Origin of the sequence: Microcystis sp. LEGE 00066, from assembly GCF_015207925.1 — a bacterium.
GTDB classification, from domain to species: domain Bacteria; phylum Cyanobacteriota; class Cyanobacteriia; order Cyanobacteriales; family Microcystaceae; genus Microcystis; species Microcystis ichthyoblabe_A.
Window position 1 is genome coordinate 1 of the sequence record NZ_JADEVX010000081.1, and the last position, 19,386, is coordinate 19,386.

The following is a 19,386-nucleotide window of genomic DNA, read 5'->3' on the forward strand; positions in this document are numbered from 1 at the left end:
CACTACAAGGTAAAAAAATTAAGGATATGGGAATCCAAAAATATGTCACAAGACCTGAAAAAAGATATAAAGGTCAACGCAGACACAGCAGTTTTTATGTGGGTCAACATCTCTATCATTGGCTCCAGCTACATCAAATGTTCCAAAAAAATATAGAAGAGCTAATGCAAATTAGCCGCTATCGGTTGAAGGATTACATCAAAGGACAAAGAGCTATATCGCTTGCCCTATCTACCTTCTAGCTCGCTTGTCCCCCTCTCAGCTTAAAAACCCTTCAAAATAAACTTTTGTTCTAGAGTCATTTGATGCTAATTTTTCTGATTGATAGATCAATTCAACTACTCGATTACAATTATCTCCTTCCAAAGCTCGAATAGGAAAAGAAGCCTCATTCTGAGTATATCCATGACTAACCGTCGATAAAAAAAACGTCATAAATATCGCATTGCTCAAAATAGTTTTGTTCATATCATCTCAAGACAAATGTTTTTTCTTATTGATTAAGATAATATTCGAAGTTTTTTATCTAAGTTTTAATAATCATCAGTTCTAGCAATTATAGCACAGACAGACACCAAAGACAACTGATATAAAATAACTTTACATTTCTTTGATCACTTTTGGAAAATGCTATGCTTGTAGATGGGACAAAAAAACTAAAAATCTGGACTGATTCCGAGTTGATAATTTAAGCTCATCTTATTATCGCAAATTTGGGTTAAAAACCCCGTGGTTTTAGAACGGTTTTCTCTGATTATTTTATCATGTTTAATGTCTAATCTTCACAGTGAACCCAATTTTTATCTAATAATTGCTCTAAACTGTAAGGACATTCTGAGGAAAAATCGCCAGAAAAACCAGTTTTTTGTTGAACATAATCGAAAGCATCCTGATAGATTATCGGTAATTCCTCAGCTAAATAATTCTGTAAATTCGTCGTTAAATATTTTCTTAATTGCGTGCGAAAACTGATAATTTCCGCTCGCCAATGATTCCCATTTATTTCTGCTTCTGTTGTCCAATATTGTAAAAGTAATAAATGCCTGATTACTTGTTCAAGTAAGCTACTGACTCGGTTTTTATCTCTTTTACTCAAGCTTTCTAATTCCTCAATTAAATGGATTACATCTAATTCATCTAAGCGATTTTCCTTGAGGAGTTTTATTGTTTCCTCTAACCAAAGATGTTGATCAATTTCGTAAAGTAGGGGTAGGGTTTGTCCTCCCTCTACTTGCCAGGGGTTCTGATTTAAAGTTTTCATTGCATTGTTTACGGTTCTTAATAGGAAATAAGCACCCACATATATATATTAGGCGACTTTCTCCTAATTTTGATATTGACACGGGAAAAATTACCGTCCCTCCTTACAGTAACTAACTGCCATGATCCCTAAATAAATGTAAAAAAGATTAATTTTCGCCAAAATAGTTGACTTTACACTCCTCCTGTGCTGCGGTGCGCTTCAAAGTAGGTTGGGTTGAAGCATGAAACCCAACGCTAGAAACGACTCTAAGACCGATAGTATCTCAGCTAGGGAAAGTATGTTTCCATTCAATTAATTTCGGTTCTTCGGTTTGTCTTATGCAATAGACGGGAGTTATAAGGGATGGAACCCTTATAGAGAAAGACATTGGGCGATTTTTGTCAATTGTTTTTTATCTAAAGCGAACTAATCAATTAAATCCCTTACCAGATAAAGATTTTGTTGATTTATGCCCCCCTATCGAACCATAACAAGTAACGAAGAGCCTTAATTTCGGCTCTTCGGTTTGTGTTATGCAATGGATGGGGGTTATAAGGAATGAAACCCTTATAGAGACAGACATTACCGCGATTTTTGTCAATTGTTTGCGATCTAGAGCGAACTAATCAATTAAATCTCTTGCCAGATAAGGATTTAGTCGATTTATGCCCCCATATCGAACCATACCAAGTCCCGAAGAGCCTTAATTTCTAAGCGCGAGTAGAGAGAATAATACCAAATATCTCACTTTAAGATTAAGCATCAATTAGCAAAATCAATATCAATCAAACTTATCTTTAATGTTGTTTCGCTACCATAATAATCAAGTCGTCTCGTTGACGCACGAGTCTTACCTGCAGGAATAGCCTCAACGAAACGGTCATAAGAAGTAACAATATTGCCCGATGAATCATAACTTACAACCTCGTATTTTAATGCTTCTATATTTCTTTTAGTTAAATTTTTGACGACAAAACTATACTCAATTGCTCCGCGATCTCCATAGTAATTGGGTATTATTCTCCAAGTTTGTTTAATAATTGTTGCATTCCCGGCTCTTCTCGACTTTGTGTGATAATTTTTGCTTATGAAATCGTGAAATGTTTACTGGGAAAGACTTTTAGGACTATTTTGTTAAATAAACTATCAGTATAGACCTCGTTTCCACACAGAAACCAGAAGAGCCCATTCCCCTGTGCCGATGGTCGATGTGCAATTAAGATGGGCTGATCATTAGAAGCTACTAAAGTAGTTATGGGAAACAACATTAAACCCATAATTATAATTCCGCTGAATAATGATTTCATTGTTACAATTCCCAATCAAAAAGTTATAAGATTTTCACTGCAATAAGTTTGCATTCAATTAATTTATAAGCGCAAGCAGAGATATCTGGCAAGCAAAAGCCTGAACAGGATTAAGGTTCAGAAGCTAGTTGCGACCAATAGACTAATTATAGCTACACACAGTCGTACCGTCAATCCCATAAACCACAAAATCCTTATTCTTCTCTATTTGTGCTAAGGTATGGCGAAATATAGGGTAAAATCGAATACTATCCTCATTTTCTTTAACTTGCTTTTGCAAGCGTTCTTATTATTCGTCAGCTATCAGCTATCAGTCATTAGCGATTAGTCATCAGCGATCAGCTTAAAAAACCTTCGAAATAAACTTTTGTGCTAGAGTCAATGGTTAAAAGACCCCAAGGGACGCACCTTGTCAGACGAGGACATATTACACTATCCTTATGATAGTAGTAACCTGAGCCGAAACCATGAGAACAATTAGTTTTAAAACCCATGTAGGAGAAGATGGAACATTACAAATATCTTTACCGCCTGAACTTAAAAACACAGATTTAGAAGTCACCTTAGTTTATCAGCCAATATCTCTAAAAGAACAAGAAGAAAAAACCACATTTAGCCAATGGCAAGAAGGCTTCTTTGAAGAAGTAATTGGCGGTTGGGAAGGTGAATTATTAGTAAGAGAAAAACAGCCAGATTATGAGGAAAGAGAACAGCTACTATGACTTATCTGTTAGATACAAATGTTTGTATTAAGCTACTTAATAATAGTAATTTGGCTGTTACTTATGAGTTAGCAAAACATCGTCCAGACGAGATTTATTTATCTACTGTGGTACAATTAGAATTGTATTATGGGGCTTACAAAAGTAGTAGAAAAGAGCAAAATTTAGCGAAGCTAGAGCGTTTCTTTTTAAGATTTTACCTTTTGACCAAAATTCTGCAAAAATTGCTGGAATAATTCGTTCTCAATTAAATCAATTAGGTGTTCCTGTCGGTGGTTATGATTTACAAATTGCAGCTATTGCTATGGCTAATGAGTTAATTTTAATCACTCATAATATCCGTGAATTCAGTCGTATAGATGGTTTAAAATATGAAGACTGGGAGATTTAATTATCTATCGCTAATACTATAAAATAACGTAAAATAGCGTTAAACTAGCTATAATTTTTGATACAGTATTAGCAGGATTTATTTAGTTAAAAAACCTGCCTTTTGATGATTGACATTTTATCAACAATTTCACCAAATCTTTCGTGTTTGATTCTGATTCTTTCTCTGACTCGATAAACTTGACCATTGCTAGAATTAAAAATATCATAAATAAATGATGTTTCTGTTGGATCTTGACCGTAAGAAGAACACTTAAAAGCAATTTCTAATGAAGAAATAAAGCCTCTATATTCGACCCAATCTTCTTCTTGACAAGCTTCTATATAAGATAATTTATCGGATTTTAGATCGTATATGAAATATCCAGTATCTACTGAACTCCAGTTATTAGCTAAATAGTATCGACCTAAAATATAATTATTTTTTATATCGAAAGATATGGGGGTGAATATCCCATAGCCAGGAAATTTTTCTGAATGTAATTCAATCTTTTTTATTTCATTATTATTTTCAATGACAATCTTAATAGATAGAGTTTCCCTGTCCGTTGCTGGTTCACAAAATCCCGATGTATTTGTTTGATCTTCATCTTTTCCTATTCTTCTTAAAAACCCTTCAAAATAAACTTTTGTTCTAGAGTCATTTGATGCTAATTTTTCTGATTGATAGATCAATTCAACTACTCGATTACAATTATCTCCTTCCAAAGCTCGAATAGGAAAAGAAGCCTCATTCTGAGTATATCCATGACTAACCGTCGATAAAAAAAACGTCATAAATATTGCATTGCTCAAAATAGTTTTGTTCATATCATCTCAAGACAAATGTTTTTTCCTATTGATTAAGATAATATTTGAAGTTTTTTATCTAAGTGTTAATAATCACTGGTTCTGGTAATTGTAACACAGACAGACACCAAAGGCAACTACTATAAAATAACTTTACATTTCTTTTATCACTTTTGGAAAATGCTATGCTTGTAGATGGAAAAAAAGAGCTAAAAATCTCCATTGATGCCAATTGGATAATTTAAGCGCATCTTATGATAGTCTAAATATTTTCTTAAAGATGGTAGTAGGAAAGAGCGATCGAGAATGATTAAAGATAAAAATCAGCAAACCTATAGAGACCCTAGTATTGTCGGTTATTATGCCCAATTAACCGCACTACAGCCGGCAGAAAGGACAATTTTAACTCTGCTGCAAGAGCGTTTATCAACGATGAAAATGCTTGATTTAGGGGTAGGTGCGGGACGGACTACGAAGTATTTTGCCCCTCTTGTGGGAGAATATATCGGTGTTGATTATTCTGCGGAAATGATCGCCGCTTGTCGTCAAAAATTCCCCCATTTAGTCTGGCAAGTGGCCGATGCTAGAAATCTAGAACAATTTGCGGATAATTATTTTGATTTTATTCTCTTTAGTTTTAATGGCATTGATTATATTTCCCCTGCTGACCGTTTTCTAGTTTTAGAGGAAATTAGCCGCATCGGTAAAGCGGGTGGTTATTTTTGCTTTTCTAGTCATAATCTTCAGGGAATTATCCCAGAATTCGATTGGAAAAAAAAGATTAGTTTCAATCCTTTTAGTAGCTATGTCAATTTAGTCATCTGGGCGATTTTGCGGGTCTGTAATCCCTCTCTTAGCTACCAACAGTTATTGACTGCTGACTATGCAATTATTCGGGATGAACCCCATAATTTTCGTCTGCAAAATTATTACGCCACACCCAAAGAACAATTAAGACAGTTAAGGTCTTACTTTCAAGATATTAAAATTTATTCTTGGAAAACCGGTCAGGAAATTAACAGCGAACAAGAGTTAAATACTAATCTTGATCATTGGCTTTATTATCTCTGTGTTCTTCCCTAACATTATCCCGCTTTTTTGGGGGATATTGAAGTAATGCTTGGGCAAGATAATGACCAGTGTAGGATTTTTCACATTTAGCCACGGTTTCCGGTGTTCCCACCGCGATTAATTCTCCTCCCTTGTCCCCTCCTTCTGGTCCCAAATCAATAATCCAATCGCTACAGCGAATCACGTCGAGATTATGTTCGATGACTATAATCGAATTACCTTTATCGACCAATCTTTGTAACACATCTAAGAGATGATGCACATCATAAAAAGATAAACCCGTAGTCGGTTCATCGATCAAATATAGGGTTTTTCCGGTGGCCCGTCGGGATAATTCGGCCGCTAATTTTACCCTTTGTGCTTCCCCACCGGATAAAGTGGGAGCGCTTTGGCCAAGTTTACAGTATCCTAAACCCACATCCACGAGAGTTTGTAATCTGGTGGTGGCCCGGGGGACATTTTCAAAGACTTTTAATGCTTCCTCGATCGTCATATCTAAGACATCGGCGATCGAATAACCTTTATACTTAACCTGTAGGGTTTCCCGATTATAACGCGCCCCTTTACACACATCACACTGCACATAGACATCGGGGAGAAAATTCATCTCGATGACGTTTACCCCTTGGCCTAAACAAGCTTCACAGCGTCCTCCCTTAACATTAAAAGAAAACTGCCCCGCTTTGTAACCCCTAGCTTTTGCTTCGATGGTTTCGGTGAAAATCTCGCGAATAATGTCAAAAACCCCCGTATAGGTGGCAGGATTTGACCGAGGAGTGCGTCCTATCGGTGATTGGTCGATGACAATTACTTTATCAACCGCGTCCAATCCTTCCACTTTCTCTAATTCTTTGGGGAAGGGAGTTAAACGGGTTAAATGATGTTGTAAAGCTGGATATAATAACTCATTAATTAGGGTGGATTTGCCTGAACCAGATACTCCTGTAATCGAGACTAATTTTCCTAAAGGAATCGTTACATCAATATTTCTTAGGTTATTTTGATGGCAATTTTTTAAAACTAAAGCGTTACCATTTCCCGCTCTTCTTTGGGGGGGAGTTTCAATAACTTTGCGTCCCGATAGGTAGGCTCCTGTTATCGATTTTTTCGACTTTAAAAGGGTTTTAAAACTGCCTTGACAGATGATTTCTCCGCCATGAATGCCCGCTTTTGGACCGATATCGACCACATAATCGGCTGCCCGAATCGTTTCTTCATCGTGTTCGACGACGATTAAAGTATTACCTAAATCTCGCAATCTTTGCAGGGTTTCTAACAGTTTACTATTATCTCTTTGGTGTAATCCGATGCTAGGTTCATCGAGAACGTATAATACTCCTGTTAATCCCGAACCAATTTGAGTAGCTAATCGAATTCGTTGGGATTCTCCCCCAGATAAGGTCATCGCTGGTCGATCGAGGGTAAGATAATCTAATCCCACATCGATTAAAAATTGTAGTCTCGCTTTGATTTCTTTGAGAGCTAATTCTCCAATTAATGCTTGTCTTGGGGTTAAATGACAATCATTAATTCTCTGCAAACAATCCCGAATGGTAACTCCGGTAAAATCCGTGACCGTATATTCTCCCAAACGTACCGATAAAGCTTCCGGTTTTAATCTTTTTCCGTGACAAACTTCACAGGTTTGGTTAACAATATATTTCTCTAGTCTTTGTTTAATAACTTCCGAGGTGGTTTCTTGATAATTTCTATCTAAGATATTGATAACTCCCGCAAATTCTCGATAGTAACCGCGACCAGTATCGTAACGGTAATCATCTTCAAAATAGATCGGTTCTTTACTCCCATAGAGAATAATATCTTGCTGGGTTTTTGTTAGTTTCCGCCAAGGAGTTTGAATTTCAAAACCTAAAGCTTGCCCTAAACCGTAGAGGAGAGAAAGATAGTAGGAATTATCCTTATCTGACCAGGGGGCAATAGCAGAATAAACCGGCTGTTTTGGGTCTGGAATGACTAAATCTGCCGAAAATTTCCGTAAACTGCCCAATCCGTGACAGTTTGGACAAGCACCATAGGGAGAATTAAAAGAGAATAAACGGGGGGATAATTCCTCCATAACTGCCCCGTGTTCGGGACAGGCAAATTTCTCGGAAAAGACAATTTCTTTGGTAACTTCGGGATTATCTTCGTTATTCTCATCGAGAATTTCCACAATCGCTACACCATCGGAATGCTTTAAACAAGTGGTTAAAGAATCCACTAATCTTTCCTGTAAACCCTCTTTTTTGATCAGACGATCGATAACAATTTCGATATCATGAAGATGTTTTTTATCTAACTCGATGCCCTCGGATAATTCTACTACCTTGCCGTCAATCCGCACCCGGGCAAAGCCTTGGGAGGCCAAACTAGAGATTAATTGCTTATGGGTGCCTTTTTTGCCGCGAATTACTGGGGCCAAGATTTGAAATCGGGTTTTATCGGCTAACTCCATCACTCGATCGCACATTTGATCGATGGTTTGGGGGGCAATATTGCGATCGCAATGGGGACAATGGGGTTCACCGGCACGACCGAACAATAAACGCAAGTAATCGTAAATTTCCGTTACAGTTCCCACACTAGAACGGGGATTGTGGGAAGTGGATTTTTGGTCAATGGAAATAGCCGGACTTAAACCCTCGATCGCATCCACATCGGGTTTATCCAATTGTCCCAAAAATTGACGCGCGTAGGCGCTGAGGGATTCCACATAGCGGCGCTGTCCCTCGGCAAAAATAGTGTCGAAAGCGAGGGAAGATTTGCCCGATCCCGAAACTCCCGTAAAAACAATCAACTGATTGCGGGGTAATTCGAGATCAACATTTTTGAGATTGTGTTGTCGGGCGCCACGAATACGGATTGAGTCAGTTTGAGCCATCGGACGGTGCCAAGTAGTCCTAAACAATCATAGCCTTGACGAATGGGTTTCAGCTACTAAAAAACCAGTCTTCTATCATATCAGAAGATTATCGGGGTTAAACCGCTCTTTCGAGAAACTCGCGCATATCCCGATCAGCTGCCGGGCAACAGCTATGACTGGCTTCTTCTTCTAAATGGGCTAAAACTGGGCAATTAATCCGATAATCTGGTTCTTTTGACCGTTCTAGGCGCAATTCGTACACTTGTTTTTCCAGTTGTTCAATACGGTCCACCAAAGCGCGAATAGCCACCGCTTCCGAGTCGAGTAAATCACCGTGTTCGAGGGGTTCCACCCGCGTCCCAGCGCGATAGATTAAACGACCGGGTACACCAACAACGGTACAATCGGCGGGAATATCGCGCAGCACCACAGAACCAGCACCGACGCGAACGTTATTACCCAGATAAATATTACCTAAAACCTTAGCCCCAGCGCCGACCACCACATTTTCCCCTAGAGTCGGGTGACGTTTACCGCTTTCTTTCCCCGTCCCTCCTAAGGTAACTCCTTGGTAAATGAGGGCATAATCACCGACAATGGCGGTTTCTCCGATGACAACTCCCATGCCATGGTCGATAAAAACACCCTGACCAATTTGGGCGCCGGGGTGAATTTCAATACCAGTCAGAAAACGGGCAAGATGGGAAATTAAACGGGGAATAAAGGGAATCCCGATGTGATATAGCCAATGGGCGAAGCGATGGCACAGTAAAGCCTGTAATCCAGGATAACAAAACAGTACCTCTAACCAGTTGCGGGCAGCGGGGTCACGTTCAAAAATGATCTTGAAATCGGCTAGGAGAGTGGATAACACGAGTCTTGATTCCATATTGATCGAGCTTATACTAAACCATGTTATCACCCTGGTAAATGAGCCGTTCAACTAAAAAGCGATCGAGTAAGCTGTTTTCCTAGTTCTCTTGTACTTGCATTAGCCAAATTTTGAAGATATCCTTAATTTCCCTCTTGTTTAATCTTCCTTTAACTTGGGGCTGAAAAAATGCGATTGTTTAGCCTTTTTTTGCAGGTTTTTAGCTAAAAATATGATTCATGCTATCGACCGTCACCATGGGAAAATTCTATTAACCTTGCTGTCAATTGCTGGCAGTATCAATATTGTTACCGAATCTGCCTCAGCTTTAAATATCACGCGATTGAGCAGTCTTGGCAATAGTACAACTGCTGCTAATAACTTCGGGGCAGAAATCCCCGCTTATGACCCAGCTAGTCGAAAATTATTCGTGACCGGTCCTAATAATCGTCTAGATATTGCCGATATCAGCAATCCCGCTAGTCCAATTCGCTTACCCTCGATCGATCTTAGTCCCTACGGTGCAGGGGTTAACAGCGTTGCCATCAAAAATGGTATCGTGGCCGTGGCCATGGAAGCTAGTCAGATTACCAATAACGGCAGTGTGGTCTTTTTCAATACTAATGGTGTCTTTCAGAGTCAGGTTACTGTGGGTGCTTTACCAGATATGTTAACCTTTACTCCTGACGGTAATCGGGTTTTGGTCGCTAATGAAGGGGAAGCGAGAGGCGCGATCAATCCCGATGGTTCTATTAGTATTATTGACCTTAGCACCGGTGTTCTCAATGCCACGGTCAACACTGCTACCTTTACCAGTTTTAATGGTCAAGAGAATGCTTTAAGAAATCAGGGAGTCCGCATTTTCCCCGGTCAAACGGTTTCCCAAGATGTGGAACCAGAATACATCACTGTTTCCGACGATGGAACCACTGCATGGGTGTCTCTACAGGAAAATAATGCTGTTGCCGTAGTCAATATTGTTAACGCTCAAGTCACCAGCATTTTACCCCTAGGAGCCAAAAATTTTAACGCACCAGGTAATGGTTTGGACCCTAGCGATCGAGATGGAGGGGTAAATATTAATAATTGGCCGGTTTTTGGCTTATACCAACCGGATACGATCGCCACCGTTACCATCGCCGGACAAACCTATTTAATTACTGCCAACGAAGGGGATACTAGAGATGAGGCCAGACGAGTTTCTAGTTTAACCTTAGACCCCAATGTTTTTCCTAATGCCGCCGAATTGCAATTAGCCCAAAATCTCGGCCGTTTGGATGTTTCTAGCATCGACGGACGTAACGACCAAGGTCAATATAGTCAACTTTTTGCCTACGGTGGTCGTTCTTTTTCGATTTGGAATGTCACTAATGGACTGTCCCAAGTCTTCGATAGCGGCGATGATTTTGAACAAATTTTGGCGGCTTTTTCGGCAACTCCCCTAACTCCTAGTATCTTTAATTCCGATGGTACTCCTAGTAGTTTCGATAGTCGTAGCGATAACCGCGGCCCAGAACCGGAAGGTTTAGCCGTGGGAACTGTAGGCAATCGTCTCTATACTTTTGTGGGAATAGAAAGGGCTGGCGGTTTCATGGTTTATGATATCACCAACCCTAGTCATCCTTTCTTTGTTGATTATATCAACGATTGGCAATTAGGTGATATCTCTCCCGAAGGATTATTATTTATTCCCGCTGCCGATAGTCCCAATGGTACTCCCCTGTTAATTGTGGCCAATGAAGTTAGTCGTAATCTGGCGATTTATTCCGTCAAACCTGTCCCAGAACCCAGCGCAGTTTTAGGATTGCTAACCCTCGGATTAGCTGGTTATAGTTTGAAAAAAAGAGGGTATTGCTAATTAGGGTTTGCGGCAAAAAGTTTTTCGTGGGGTGTGGGGTGTGGGCTTCAGCGGTGAGCCTGTCGAACCGCCGGGGTCAATTAGCTAATTTTCAGGGAAAAAGTACCTTAATTTTCCCCCCGATCACTCCCAGACCTGATATACTTTTTGAGAAAAAAAGTCTAAAAGTCTTAGCCAAAAAGGTGTTTAGATGTATTCAGCCAGCCCTAGATAGAAAGCCATTTAAGTAATTTTCTATGGAGAGTTAAATTATGTCATCAACTGCCTACGAAACTGATTATAATCAATGGCTAAAAGAGACAGTAAAACATTTACAAGAGCGCAATTTTGAGCAAGTGGATTGGGATAATTTAATTGAAGAAATCGAGAGTATGGGAAAAAGTGATAGACGAGCTTTAATGAGTCTGTTAACCCGTCTTATCGAACATCTTTTAAAGCTGGCTTATTGGCAAGAAGAAAAAAAACGGTCAGGTAATCATTGGGCGGCAGCAATAGTCAATTTTCGCGCCCAAATTCAGCAGCGTTTAGAAGATAGTCCCAGCTTACGGCCAGAATTAGCAGCCATGTATGATAAAGTTTATCCAGTGGCGATTAAATCGGTTTCTCAGCTTTTTTCCCTTAATTCAGACGCTCATATATCCCTCGAACAAACATTAGATGATAATTGGTTTCCCCCAGCGGAAAAATAGTTCTTAATTAGGAGTAATACTAAAGCTGAATAAATGTGAAATATAGACGAGATAAGGGTTTTAGTGTCCTGTTTTGCTCTCACAGGTGCAAGATTTTGAGAGAATCGTGGTTCAAAACCTTGGGTCTTCATCGGCCCGCGTCCTGTAGGGGCGAAGCATTCGGGCAATAACCTATCGGTGAAACCGTAGATTTTCTATCCGAATGCTTCGCCCGTACTTTTTGCCGCAAACCCTAATCAGTTTTTAATAACCAGATTTATACTAAATCCGTTGAGTAACTCACAGAAAACGGGTTTCTCCGAGAAACCCGTTTTCTACTCATGCAAAAGACAAAAAGGGGAATAAATAATCAGTTTTTAATAACCAGATTTAGTATAATTTGCATGGTCAACAGCTTACCCACGACTATAAAATTAACAAAATCAACATCCATCTTGCGGGGGTATTAACCAGGGTAATACCCCCTATTTTTGGTCAGGTATAGTGTTAAGCTTCTCCCGTGATTGATAAACCCTCTACCCAAACGTAGGGACAAACACCACTAGGAGTAATAACTGCTTCCGGTTCCAGATAAACAATCGATTTCAGCAGTGTTAAAATATCTCCGGCTACGGTAGCGGAATCGATACTAATGCGCTCATTTTTGTTAACTAACCAACCATCAAACGGCAAAGAGAAGGAACCTTGCAGAGAATTAACTCCCGCATGAAGTGCCTGTAAACTATCAATTAAAACCACATTTTCTGCTGTTTCCAAAGAATAGCTTTTGGGTTGATTAGCACTAGCAAAAACGTGATAAAAATGGGGACTAACCGTTACTTTTGCGCCAATGTTACCGTTGCCAGTTGGTTCCGTATTCATCCGTTTAGCGGTAATCGTGCTATGGAGAAAATTACTCAAAATCCCCTCTTTAATTAATTCCACACGACGGGTGGGAGTGCCTTCACTATCAAAAGTTTCTGCGGAAACATTAGCCGGATGGAGGGCATCATCGCACAAATTTAAGGCAGTGGCGGCGATTTGTGTTCCCAAAGATTCAGGAGTAGAAAGACTCTGTTTATCAAGAATATTTTGGGCATTAAACAGATTAGAAAATGCTCCGATTAGACTCAAAAAGGCGCGGGGGGCAAAAACCACCAAATACTTACCCGTGGTAATCGGTTGATAGTCCAGATGGCTAACAGTTTTGCTAATCGCTTCCTCGATGCAACCATCGATATCTAATTTTTCTAGGCCCGGACTAACCCGAAAAGCACCGGCGCTGCGGGGTTTTTTGCCTTCCTGTTCGGTTTTGGTGTATAAATACACACTGGCATAACTACGCGCTTCCTGACGCATTGCCCCGTCGCTATTGAGATAAAAACGTCTGACCTGCTGTTGTCCCAAACCGTTATAGGGAACACTGGCAATAGCCGGATGGGCCGTTAGTAAGGATTTTTCGGCGGCTAATAACTTATCGATGAGAGTGGATACAGGTGCTTGATTAGACATTTCGCTGGCCACTTCTGTGGTAGGTGCGGTGGCAGCAGGACTAAAATCGGGGACATTTTCCTTAACCCCAAAAAAGCTGGCTTCTTGGGCGGTTTTCAGGGCTAATTGCAGTCCCACCGGGTCCACATCAGTGGTCGAGGTGACACCGACTTGATTATCCTGATTCCAGACGCGAACGATAACGCTGGAACGATTAGAAGCTTGTACCTGTTTTGGTTCCCCTTGAAACACATCCACATCGGTTTCATCCACAGAAGAACCATAGATGTCGTATTTAGCAATTCCTAAAGCTTGGGCGCTAGAATTAGCGATTTGGGCGATATCTTCAACTTTTTGCATAGATTTTTTTTGGTGTTGGAGGATAGGTGATAGGGAAGTGGGGGAATGGGGAAATTTCAACTAAAATCCCAACATTCAACATCTTCTAACTGATAACCGAAGAGAGATTCGGCCAGGTAGTGACAATAAAGACGATAACGGCGGCCGTGGCCAGCATAGCTTTGGCAACGTGACCGATAACCGTACCGACGACGATACCCACACAGACTTTTAGGGATTGTTGCAAACGGGGGGTTAATTCCAAATCGCGACGATAGGCGTATTCTCCCAAAAAAGCCCCCACCACAGGACCGACAAATAGGCCGATAATTGGGCCGCCAATGGGTAAAGCGGGTAAAAGCCCGAATATTCCCGCTAATAAACCCACTACTAGCCCGATTTGACTCCAATTGCTGGCCCCAACTTTTTGGGCGCCGAGATAACTAGCGAGGAATTCCACCCCCAGACTGAGGAGAAGGATAACAAAGGCCACGGCTAAAGCGACCCCCATCCCCGCGAATTTGGTCACAAAACCCCACACCACCATGGCGATTAAAATCAAACTCATGCCGGGGACAGCGGGCAGCAGTTCGCCAATTATCCCCACTATCATGATGGCGATGAGGAAATAGTAGAGAATTACTAAAGCCATGATTAACGACCGCCAACGGTAATAGAATCGACTTTTAAATGGGGTTGACCAACGGTGACATAAACGCTACCACTGACGGAACCGCAAAAACCCGCCGCTAGTCCTAAATCTTGGGAACACATAGAGATTTTATTCATAATCTCCTTAGCTGAACCGATTAAAGTCGCACCTTTCAGGGGTTTAGTCAGGTTGCCGTTTTCGATAAGATAAGCTTCCTCGACAGCGAAATTAAATTCACCGGTCGCCCCCACACTACCACCGCCCATTTTTTTGCAATAAATGCCTTTATCGATGGAATTAAAGAGATTATCGAGGGTATATTCCCCGGGGGCGATGTAGGTATTCCGCATCCGACTAGCGGCCGCATAGGTGTAGTTTTGACGGCGACCGCTACCTGTGCGGGGATGGCCGGTTTTAATTGAACCGGTGCGATCGGCAATGAAGTTTTTTAGGATACCATTTTCAATGAGGAGAGTACGCTGGGCCGGCATTCCCTCATCGTCCATATCGATAGTACCGAAAGCTTTATCGGATAATCCTTCGTCCCAAGCCGTCAGATTTTCGTGGGCGATTTTTTCGCCTTTTTTATCGAGAAAGGGCGTGGTTTTTTGTTCAATTTGCGTAGTTTCTAGCAAATGGCCACAAGCTTCGTGGAAGATAACGCCGCCAAATTCATTGGCCATGACGATGGGATAACTGCCGGATTCTACATAGTCAGCGTAAAGCATTTTACCCGCCGATTCGGCCACTTCTGCCGCCGATTCCTCAGCATTCCACGTCCGTAGAAAATCGGGATTGCTGGTACTACCCACCCGTTTACCAATGCTAGAACGATTAGTCCCATCGGCACAGAGGAGATTATAGCCCACCGATTGGGTGAGGCGAATATCCCGGGCAAAAGTGCCGTCACTAGCGGCAACTAAAATTTCTTGCCAATCGCGAAAATAAGCGGCGCGACGAGATTGGACGTGAGAGGCTTTCTGATTGAGGTGAACGTTAGCAGTTAGGAGAATATCACCCATTTCTCGCAAAGAACTGCAATTATTCAGCCAAATATCTTTATTTTTTGCCGTGGCATAATCCCGGAACATTTCCAGATTGATTTCGGGAATATATGCGTTAGGACTGGGTAGGTTTAAACCGAGAATCGATAAACCTTTTTCTAGGGCATTTTTTAAGCCTTGGAAGCTTAAATCGTTGGTACTGACATAACAATCAGCTTTACCGCGAAAAAGGCGGATTCCTGCCCCTGTAGATAGTTTCGGTGAGAGACTGGTGATGCTGTCATCTTCGGCTAAACAACTGATATAGTTAACTCTTTCGAGGAAAAATTCGATAAAAGTTGCCCCGGCAGCCCGTCCCAGTCCCAGAAGAGTGGACAAAGGAGCCGCCCAAGAGCTATCAAAGCGCTCCAGACTAGGATTATATTTCAGGGTGGGGAGTTCTTTGGAGATGAGTAGAGTGGGTGACATAAAGCTCGTTTATCAGTTAATCTGCTGGTTTCTAGTCTAACAGTTCTCAGTTTTTTCCGTCTGGGGATGCGTTAGCGTGGCCCAACCCAGCTAAATTTTTCTCCTTCATATCTCTTAATAAAAACCTTGATTCGATCGCTCATCGCCCGCAAGATTAAATAAAGAGCGACTCAGGATCAAAATAATGGCCACAGCGACACAATTCTTAAACATTTCTGACTTGACAAAAGATGATTATTGTGTATTCGGTTTAGCGATTTGTTTTCTTAAACGGGAGGGAGAATTAGAAAAAGTGGCGGTGTTAGAACCGATTCCCTCGGCAGCCCTAGAGGCAATTGTCAAAGGAATTCCCACTTCCTACGAATTTGCCCGCGCCATGGCTTTAGGAGAGGTTTTTCAGGACGATAATCCTCAAATACCCAGTAATTTCCCCGATAATACCCAATTATGCGAGAATTTTGTCGAAAGGGCGATTGCGGCCACTCGCACCTACAAAAATCAACCCCACCTACAAGGGTTAATCCCCTTGGGCGGCCAAAAAGACGATTTAAACTTTTCCCTAGAGAAAAAACGCATCTTGAATGCTGTTCATGTGGTGCGGACGGAGGATAACGTCAAACAACATTCTCACACCCACAAGGTTTTGTAATCAAGTTTAGTTCGGATTAGGGAAATTTTGCCGTTTTCCCTGATTCCGAACTCAGGTTATCGCAGTGGAGCAATAGCTGCTCAATTAATTGTTTAGTCTCTGGTGATACTAATCGAGGTCAAATATAGGATAATTTGCCCAAAAATCAGCGATAAAAACCTTTTTTACCATCTAGACTGGCTCTGAAGACTGGGAAGCTCGGAAAAATCCCAATTGAGCCACAATTAGCTTAATAAAAAAATGTGCTATAATCAGAATGTAAGCACAAGGGGCCGTAACGGTTTCGACAGGTTAGCGAAAGCTCCCCCGTGATACAGGTCGAGAGTGAGTCTCCTCTCGTAAATCAAAGGCTCAAACAAAAAGTAAATGCGAACAACATCGTTCCTTTCGCTCGTAAAGCCGCTCCTGTAGCTGCCTAATAGTCTCTAATCGACTCGAGCATTCATAGTTTGACTCCGTTAAGGACTATGGATAAACCCCCAACGGATGCCACGTTTAACTTTCTCTAGTTAGTTAACCGTCTAAGCTTTAACTAGAGCATCCCACTGTCCGGGATAAGTGACAGTCCCCGTTTCGAGGGTAATCGAAACTAAACCTGTGAATGAACGGACAGTCAATACCTAATTTGGACAGCAGTTCGACTCTGCTCGGCTCCACTGATTAGTTTAATGAAAAACCTTCTCTCCCGCATGGACGGGGTGCAAACACCGATTATTCCCGTAGTCGGTCAATTAATTAAAGCGAACCCTGGTACTATTTCCCTAGGTCAAGGGGTTGTTTCCTATTATCCACCCCAGGAAGCGATCGAATCTCTATCTTTATTCTTAGCTAATCCCAAAAATCATCAATATCAATCTGTTGCGGGAATTACCCCCTTATTAACAGTAATTCGGGAAAAACTAGCCGAAGATAATCGGATAGAAATCAGCGATAAACAGGCAATTTTTGTGACGGCGGGCAGTAATATGGCTTTTATGAATGCTATTTTAGCCATTACTTCCCCGGGGGATGAAATTATTCTCAACACTCCCTTTTATTTCAATCATGAAATGGCCATAAAAATGGCTGATTGTCAAGTTATTTTGGTCGCCACAGACAAAAATTATCAATTGCGTCCGGCTGCCATTGAAGAGGCAATCACGGCAAAAACTAAGGCAGTGGTGACGATTTCTCCTAATAATCCCACGGGAGTAGTTTATCCAGAAAATACCCTAAGAGAAGTCAATCGAATCTGTCAAAAAAAGGGCATCTATCACATTCATGATGAGGCTTATGAATATTTTACCTATAACCATGCCCGCCACTTTTCCCCGGCGGCAATTGTTGGTAGTGAAGCTTGGACTATTTCCTTATTTAGTCTCTCAAAAGCCTACGGTTTTGCCAGTTGGCGCATTGGTTATATGGTAGTACCAGAACATTTATCTGAGGCGATTAATAAGATTCAGGATACTATTTTAATTTGTCCGCCAGTGGTTTCGCAATACGCGGCCCTAGGGGCGTTACAGGTGGGTAAAAGCTATCCTTTAGAACAGTTAAAAACCATCAGTCAAGTTAGAGAAATTTGCCTGAATGCTTTAGAATCGATTAGGGATATCTGTGATGTTGCCACTGCGGAAGGTGCTTTTTATTTTTTCCTGAAAATTCCTACAGACAAGAATGATTTTCAGTTAGTTAAAAGTTTAATCGAGCGGCAGCGGGTGGCGGTGTTACCCGGTTCAACTTTTGGGATAACAGAAGGCTGTTATTTGCGTCTTGCCTACGGTGCTTTATCTCCAGAAACAGCTTTAACGGCAGTGGAAAGATTGGTAAAAGGACTGCGTTATTTTAGTCAATGATTTTCAAGAATAGATACCGGCTTTCTTTCTTGGTTTTTACTTTAAGCTCATACTAAATCCAGTTATTAAAAACTGATTATTTCTTCTCCCTGTTTTCTGTTGCCTTTTGCCTCATCTCAATAAGCAATTTAAATTAAGAACAGCTGATCTTTTGGGCTATTCTTAGTTTAGCCGAACGAGAACGAGGATTTTTAGCTTGTTCTTCTCGGCTGGGAATAATCGGCTTTTTCGTGATAATTTTCAAGGAATTATCTTCGCGAAAGCCATACTTGATCAGACGATCTTCTAGACTATGAAAACTGATCATAGCGATAATTCCCCCAGATTTTAGCCACTGGGGGGCTTGATTTAACAATTTTTGCAGAGAATCTAATTCTTGGTTGACAGCGATGCGTAGGGATTGAAAAACCCGCGTTGCCGGATGAATACGTCCATAACGGTAACTAGCGGGGACAGAACTAGCGATGACAGCCGCTAATTCAGTGGTGGTAGTAAAGGGACGTTTTTGGACGATAGAACGAGCAATAGGACGAGATAAACGTTCTTCTCCGTATTGATAAAAAAGATCAGCTAATTCTTTTTCCTGCCAATGGTTAATAATATCGGCTGCCGTCAGGGATTGACAGCGATCCATCCGCATATCTAAGGCTGCCGTGTGGCGAAAACTAAAGCCGCGCTCGCTCTGATCGAATTGGGGAGAACTGACTCCTAAATCGGCGATAATGCCATCAAAACTGCTATTTTGTCCCTTATAATCGGCGAAGTTCCCCCACCAGAGGGTTAAACGGCTATCTAGATAGGGAGCGAGACTAATTTTAGCGGCTTCTAGGGCGCTTTGATCGCGATCAATTGCGGTTACTGTCGTTTCGGGATGGGCTTCTAAAAGCAAGCGGCTGTGTCCACCACCGCCTAGGGTAAGATCGAGATAATGCCCCCCGGGTTGAATATTTAAACCAGCGATTAATTCTTGACTCAAAACGGAAATATGGGGAAAATCTTGATTCATCTGTACTGATTACTTCCTGAAAATGGCGATTTAACCTAGGGTTTGCGGCAAAAAGTTTGTTAGTGGGGGCAGGGTGTGGGGAGCTTTTTAAGTAAACAGTAAACAGTAAACTAAAAACTCACATCTGATAACTGACAACTGATAACTGACAACTGATAAC

At 41.2% G+C, this 19,386-nt stretch carries 14 protein-coding genes, 1 other RNA gene and 2 pseudogenes; 9 read left to right on the forward strand and 8 right to left on the reverse strand.

The window, feature by feature from the left end; genetic code table 11:
* Positions 1-242 (forward strand): annotated as a pseudogene (locus IQ224_RS24140) (transposase); the annotation flags it as partial.
* Positions 243-775: 533 nt separating this feature from the next.
* Here IQ224_RS24140 and IQ224_RS12665 read toward each other — a convergent pair.
* Positions 776-1,261, reverse strand: a complete 486-nt coding sequence (locus IQ224_RS12665) for a DUF29 domain-containing protein (RefSeq protein WP_084989924.1) — start codon at positions 1,259-1,261, stop codon at positions 776-778.
* A gap of 1,756 nt (positions 1,262-3,017) precedes the next feature.
* Between IQ224_RS12665 and IQ224_RS12670 the strand changes: the two genes are divergently transcribed.
* Both IQ224_RS12670 and IQ224_RS12675 read left to right on the forward strand, forming a co-directional pair.
* Complete coding sequence (locus tag IQ224_RS12670) at positions 3,018-3,272, forward strand: hypothetical protein (RefSeq protein WP_002742749.1); 255 nt, start codon at positions 3,018-3,020, stop codon at positions 3,270-3,272.
* Positions 3,269-3,663: pseudogene (locus IQ224_RS12675) on the forward strand (type II toxin-antitoxin system VapC family toxin). The gene IQ224_RS12670 and the pseudogene IQ224_RS12675 overlap by 4 nt, the downstream one beginning before the upstream one ends.
* An 86-nt stretch (positions 3,664-3,749) precedes the next feature.
* Here IQ224_RS12675 and IQ224_RS12680 read toward each other — a convergent pair.
* Complete coding sequence (locus IQ224_RS12680) at positions 3,750-4,472, reverse strand: hypothetical protein (RefSeq protein WP_002742752.1); 723 nt, start codon at positions 4,470-4,472, stop codon at positions 3,750-3,752.
* A 285-nt stretch (positions 4,473-4,757) separates the two neighbouring features.
* Between IQ224_RS12680 and IQ224_RS12685 the strand changes: the two genes are divergently transcribed.
* On the forward strand, positions 4,758-5,534 hold the full coding sequence (locus IQ224_RS12685; protein WP_002742754.1) for a class I SAM-dependent methyltransferase: 777 nt from the start codon (positions 4,758-4,760) through the stop codon (positions 5,532-5,534).
* On the opposite strand, the gene uvrA is transcribed toward IQ224_RS12685, so the two are convergent.
* On the reverse strand, positions 5,491-8,403 hold the full coding sequence (gene uvrA / locus IQ224_RS12690; RefSeq protein ID WP_002742756.1) for an excinuclease ABC subunit UvrA: 2,913 nt from the start codon (positions 8,401-8,403) through the stop codon (positions 5,491-5,493). The genes IQ224_RS12685 and uvrA overlap by 44 nt on opposite strands.
* 97 nt (positions 8,404-8,500) lie before the next feature.
* Positions 8,501-9,274: a serine O-acetyltransferase gene (cysE, locus tag IQ224_RS12695; RefSeq protein ID WP_036400312.1), complete on the reverse strand. Its 774-nt coding sequence runs from the start codon at positions 9,272-9,274 to the stop codon at positions 8,501-8,503.
* A 214-nt stretch (positions 9,275-9,488) separates the two neighbouring features.
* Between cysE and IQ224_RS12700 the strand changes: the two genes are divergently transcribed.
* Positions 9,489-11,114, forward strand: a complete 1,626-nt coding sequence (locus tag IQ224_RS12700; RefSeq protein ID WP_194033027.1) for a choice-of-anchor I family protein — start codon at positions 9,489-9,491, stop codon at positions 11,112-11,114.
* Between the two features lie 251 nt (positions 11,115-11,365).
* On the forward strand, positions 11,366-11,803 hold the full coding sequence (locus IQ224_RS12705; RefSeq protein WP_002736768.1) for a DUF29 domain-containing protein: 438 nt from the start codon (positions 11,366-11,368) through the stop codon (positions 11,801-11,803).
* Between the two features lie 486 nt (positions 11,804-12,289).
* Here IQ224_RS12705 and IQ224_RS12710 read toward each other — a convergent pair whose 3' ends face one another.
* The 3 genes from IQ224_RS12710 to IQ224_RS12720 form a co-directional block, all read right to left on the reverse strand.
* Positions 12,290-13,633, reverse strand: a complete 1,344-nt coding sequence (locus tag IQ224_RS12710) for a TldD/PmbA family protein (RefSeq protein WP_194033028.1) — start codon at positions 13,631-13,633, stop codon at positions 12,290-12,292.
* 85 nt (positions 13,634-13,718) lie between these two features.
* A complete protein-coding gene (locus IQ224_RS12715) occupies positions 13,719-14,264 on the reverse strand; it encodes a DUF456 domain-containing protein (protein ID WP_002742774.1) in 546 nt (181 codons plus the stop codon).
* Between the two features lie 2 nt (positions 14,265-14,266).
* Positions 14,267-15,736 (reverse strand): TldD/PmbA family protein, encoded by a 1,470-nt coding sequence (locus tag IQ224_RS12720; protein WP_002742775.1) that lies wholly within the window; start codon positions 15,734-15,736, stop codon positions 14,267-14,269.
* A gap of 184 nt (positions 15,737-15,920) precedes the next feature.
* On the opposite strand from IQ224_RS12720, the gene IQ224_RS12725 reads away from it, so the two are divergent.
* The 3 genes from IQ224_RS12725 to IQ224_RS12735 all read left to right on the forward strand — a co-directional run bounded on the left by IQ224_RS12725 (position 15,921) and on the right by IQ224_RS12735 (position 18,220).
* Positions 15,921-16,385, forward strand: a complete 465-nt coding sequence (locus IQ224_RS12725) for a hypothetical protein (protein WP_002742776.1) — start codon at positions 15,921-15,923, stop codon at positions 16,383-16,385.
* 268 nt (positions 16,386-16,653) lie between these two features.
* Positions 16,654-17,044, forward strand: a transfer-messenger RNA (tmRNA) gene (gene ssrA, locus IQ224_RS12730).
* Between the two features lie 9 nt (positions 17,045-17,053).
* On the forward strand, positions 17,054-18,220 hold the full coding sequence (locus tag IQ224_RS12735; protein WP_194033029.1) for a pyridoxal phosphate-dependent aminotransferase: 1,167 nt from the start codon (positions 17,054-17,056) through the stop codon (positions 18,218-18,220).
* Between the two features lie 133 nt (positions 18,221-18,353).
* Here the strand turns inward: IQ224_RS12735 and rsmH are convergent, their stop codons facing one another.
* Positions 18,354-19,226: a 16S rRNA (cytosine(1402)-N(4))-methyltransferase RsmH gene (rsmH, locus tag IQ224_RS12740; protein WP_194033030.1), complete on the reverse strand. Its 873-nt coding sequence runs from the start codon at positions 19,224-19,226 to the stop codon at positions 18,354-18,356.
* Positions 19,227-19,386: the final 160 nt, after the last annotated feature.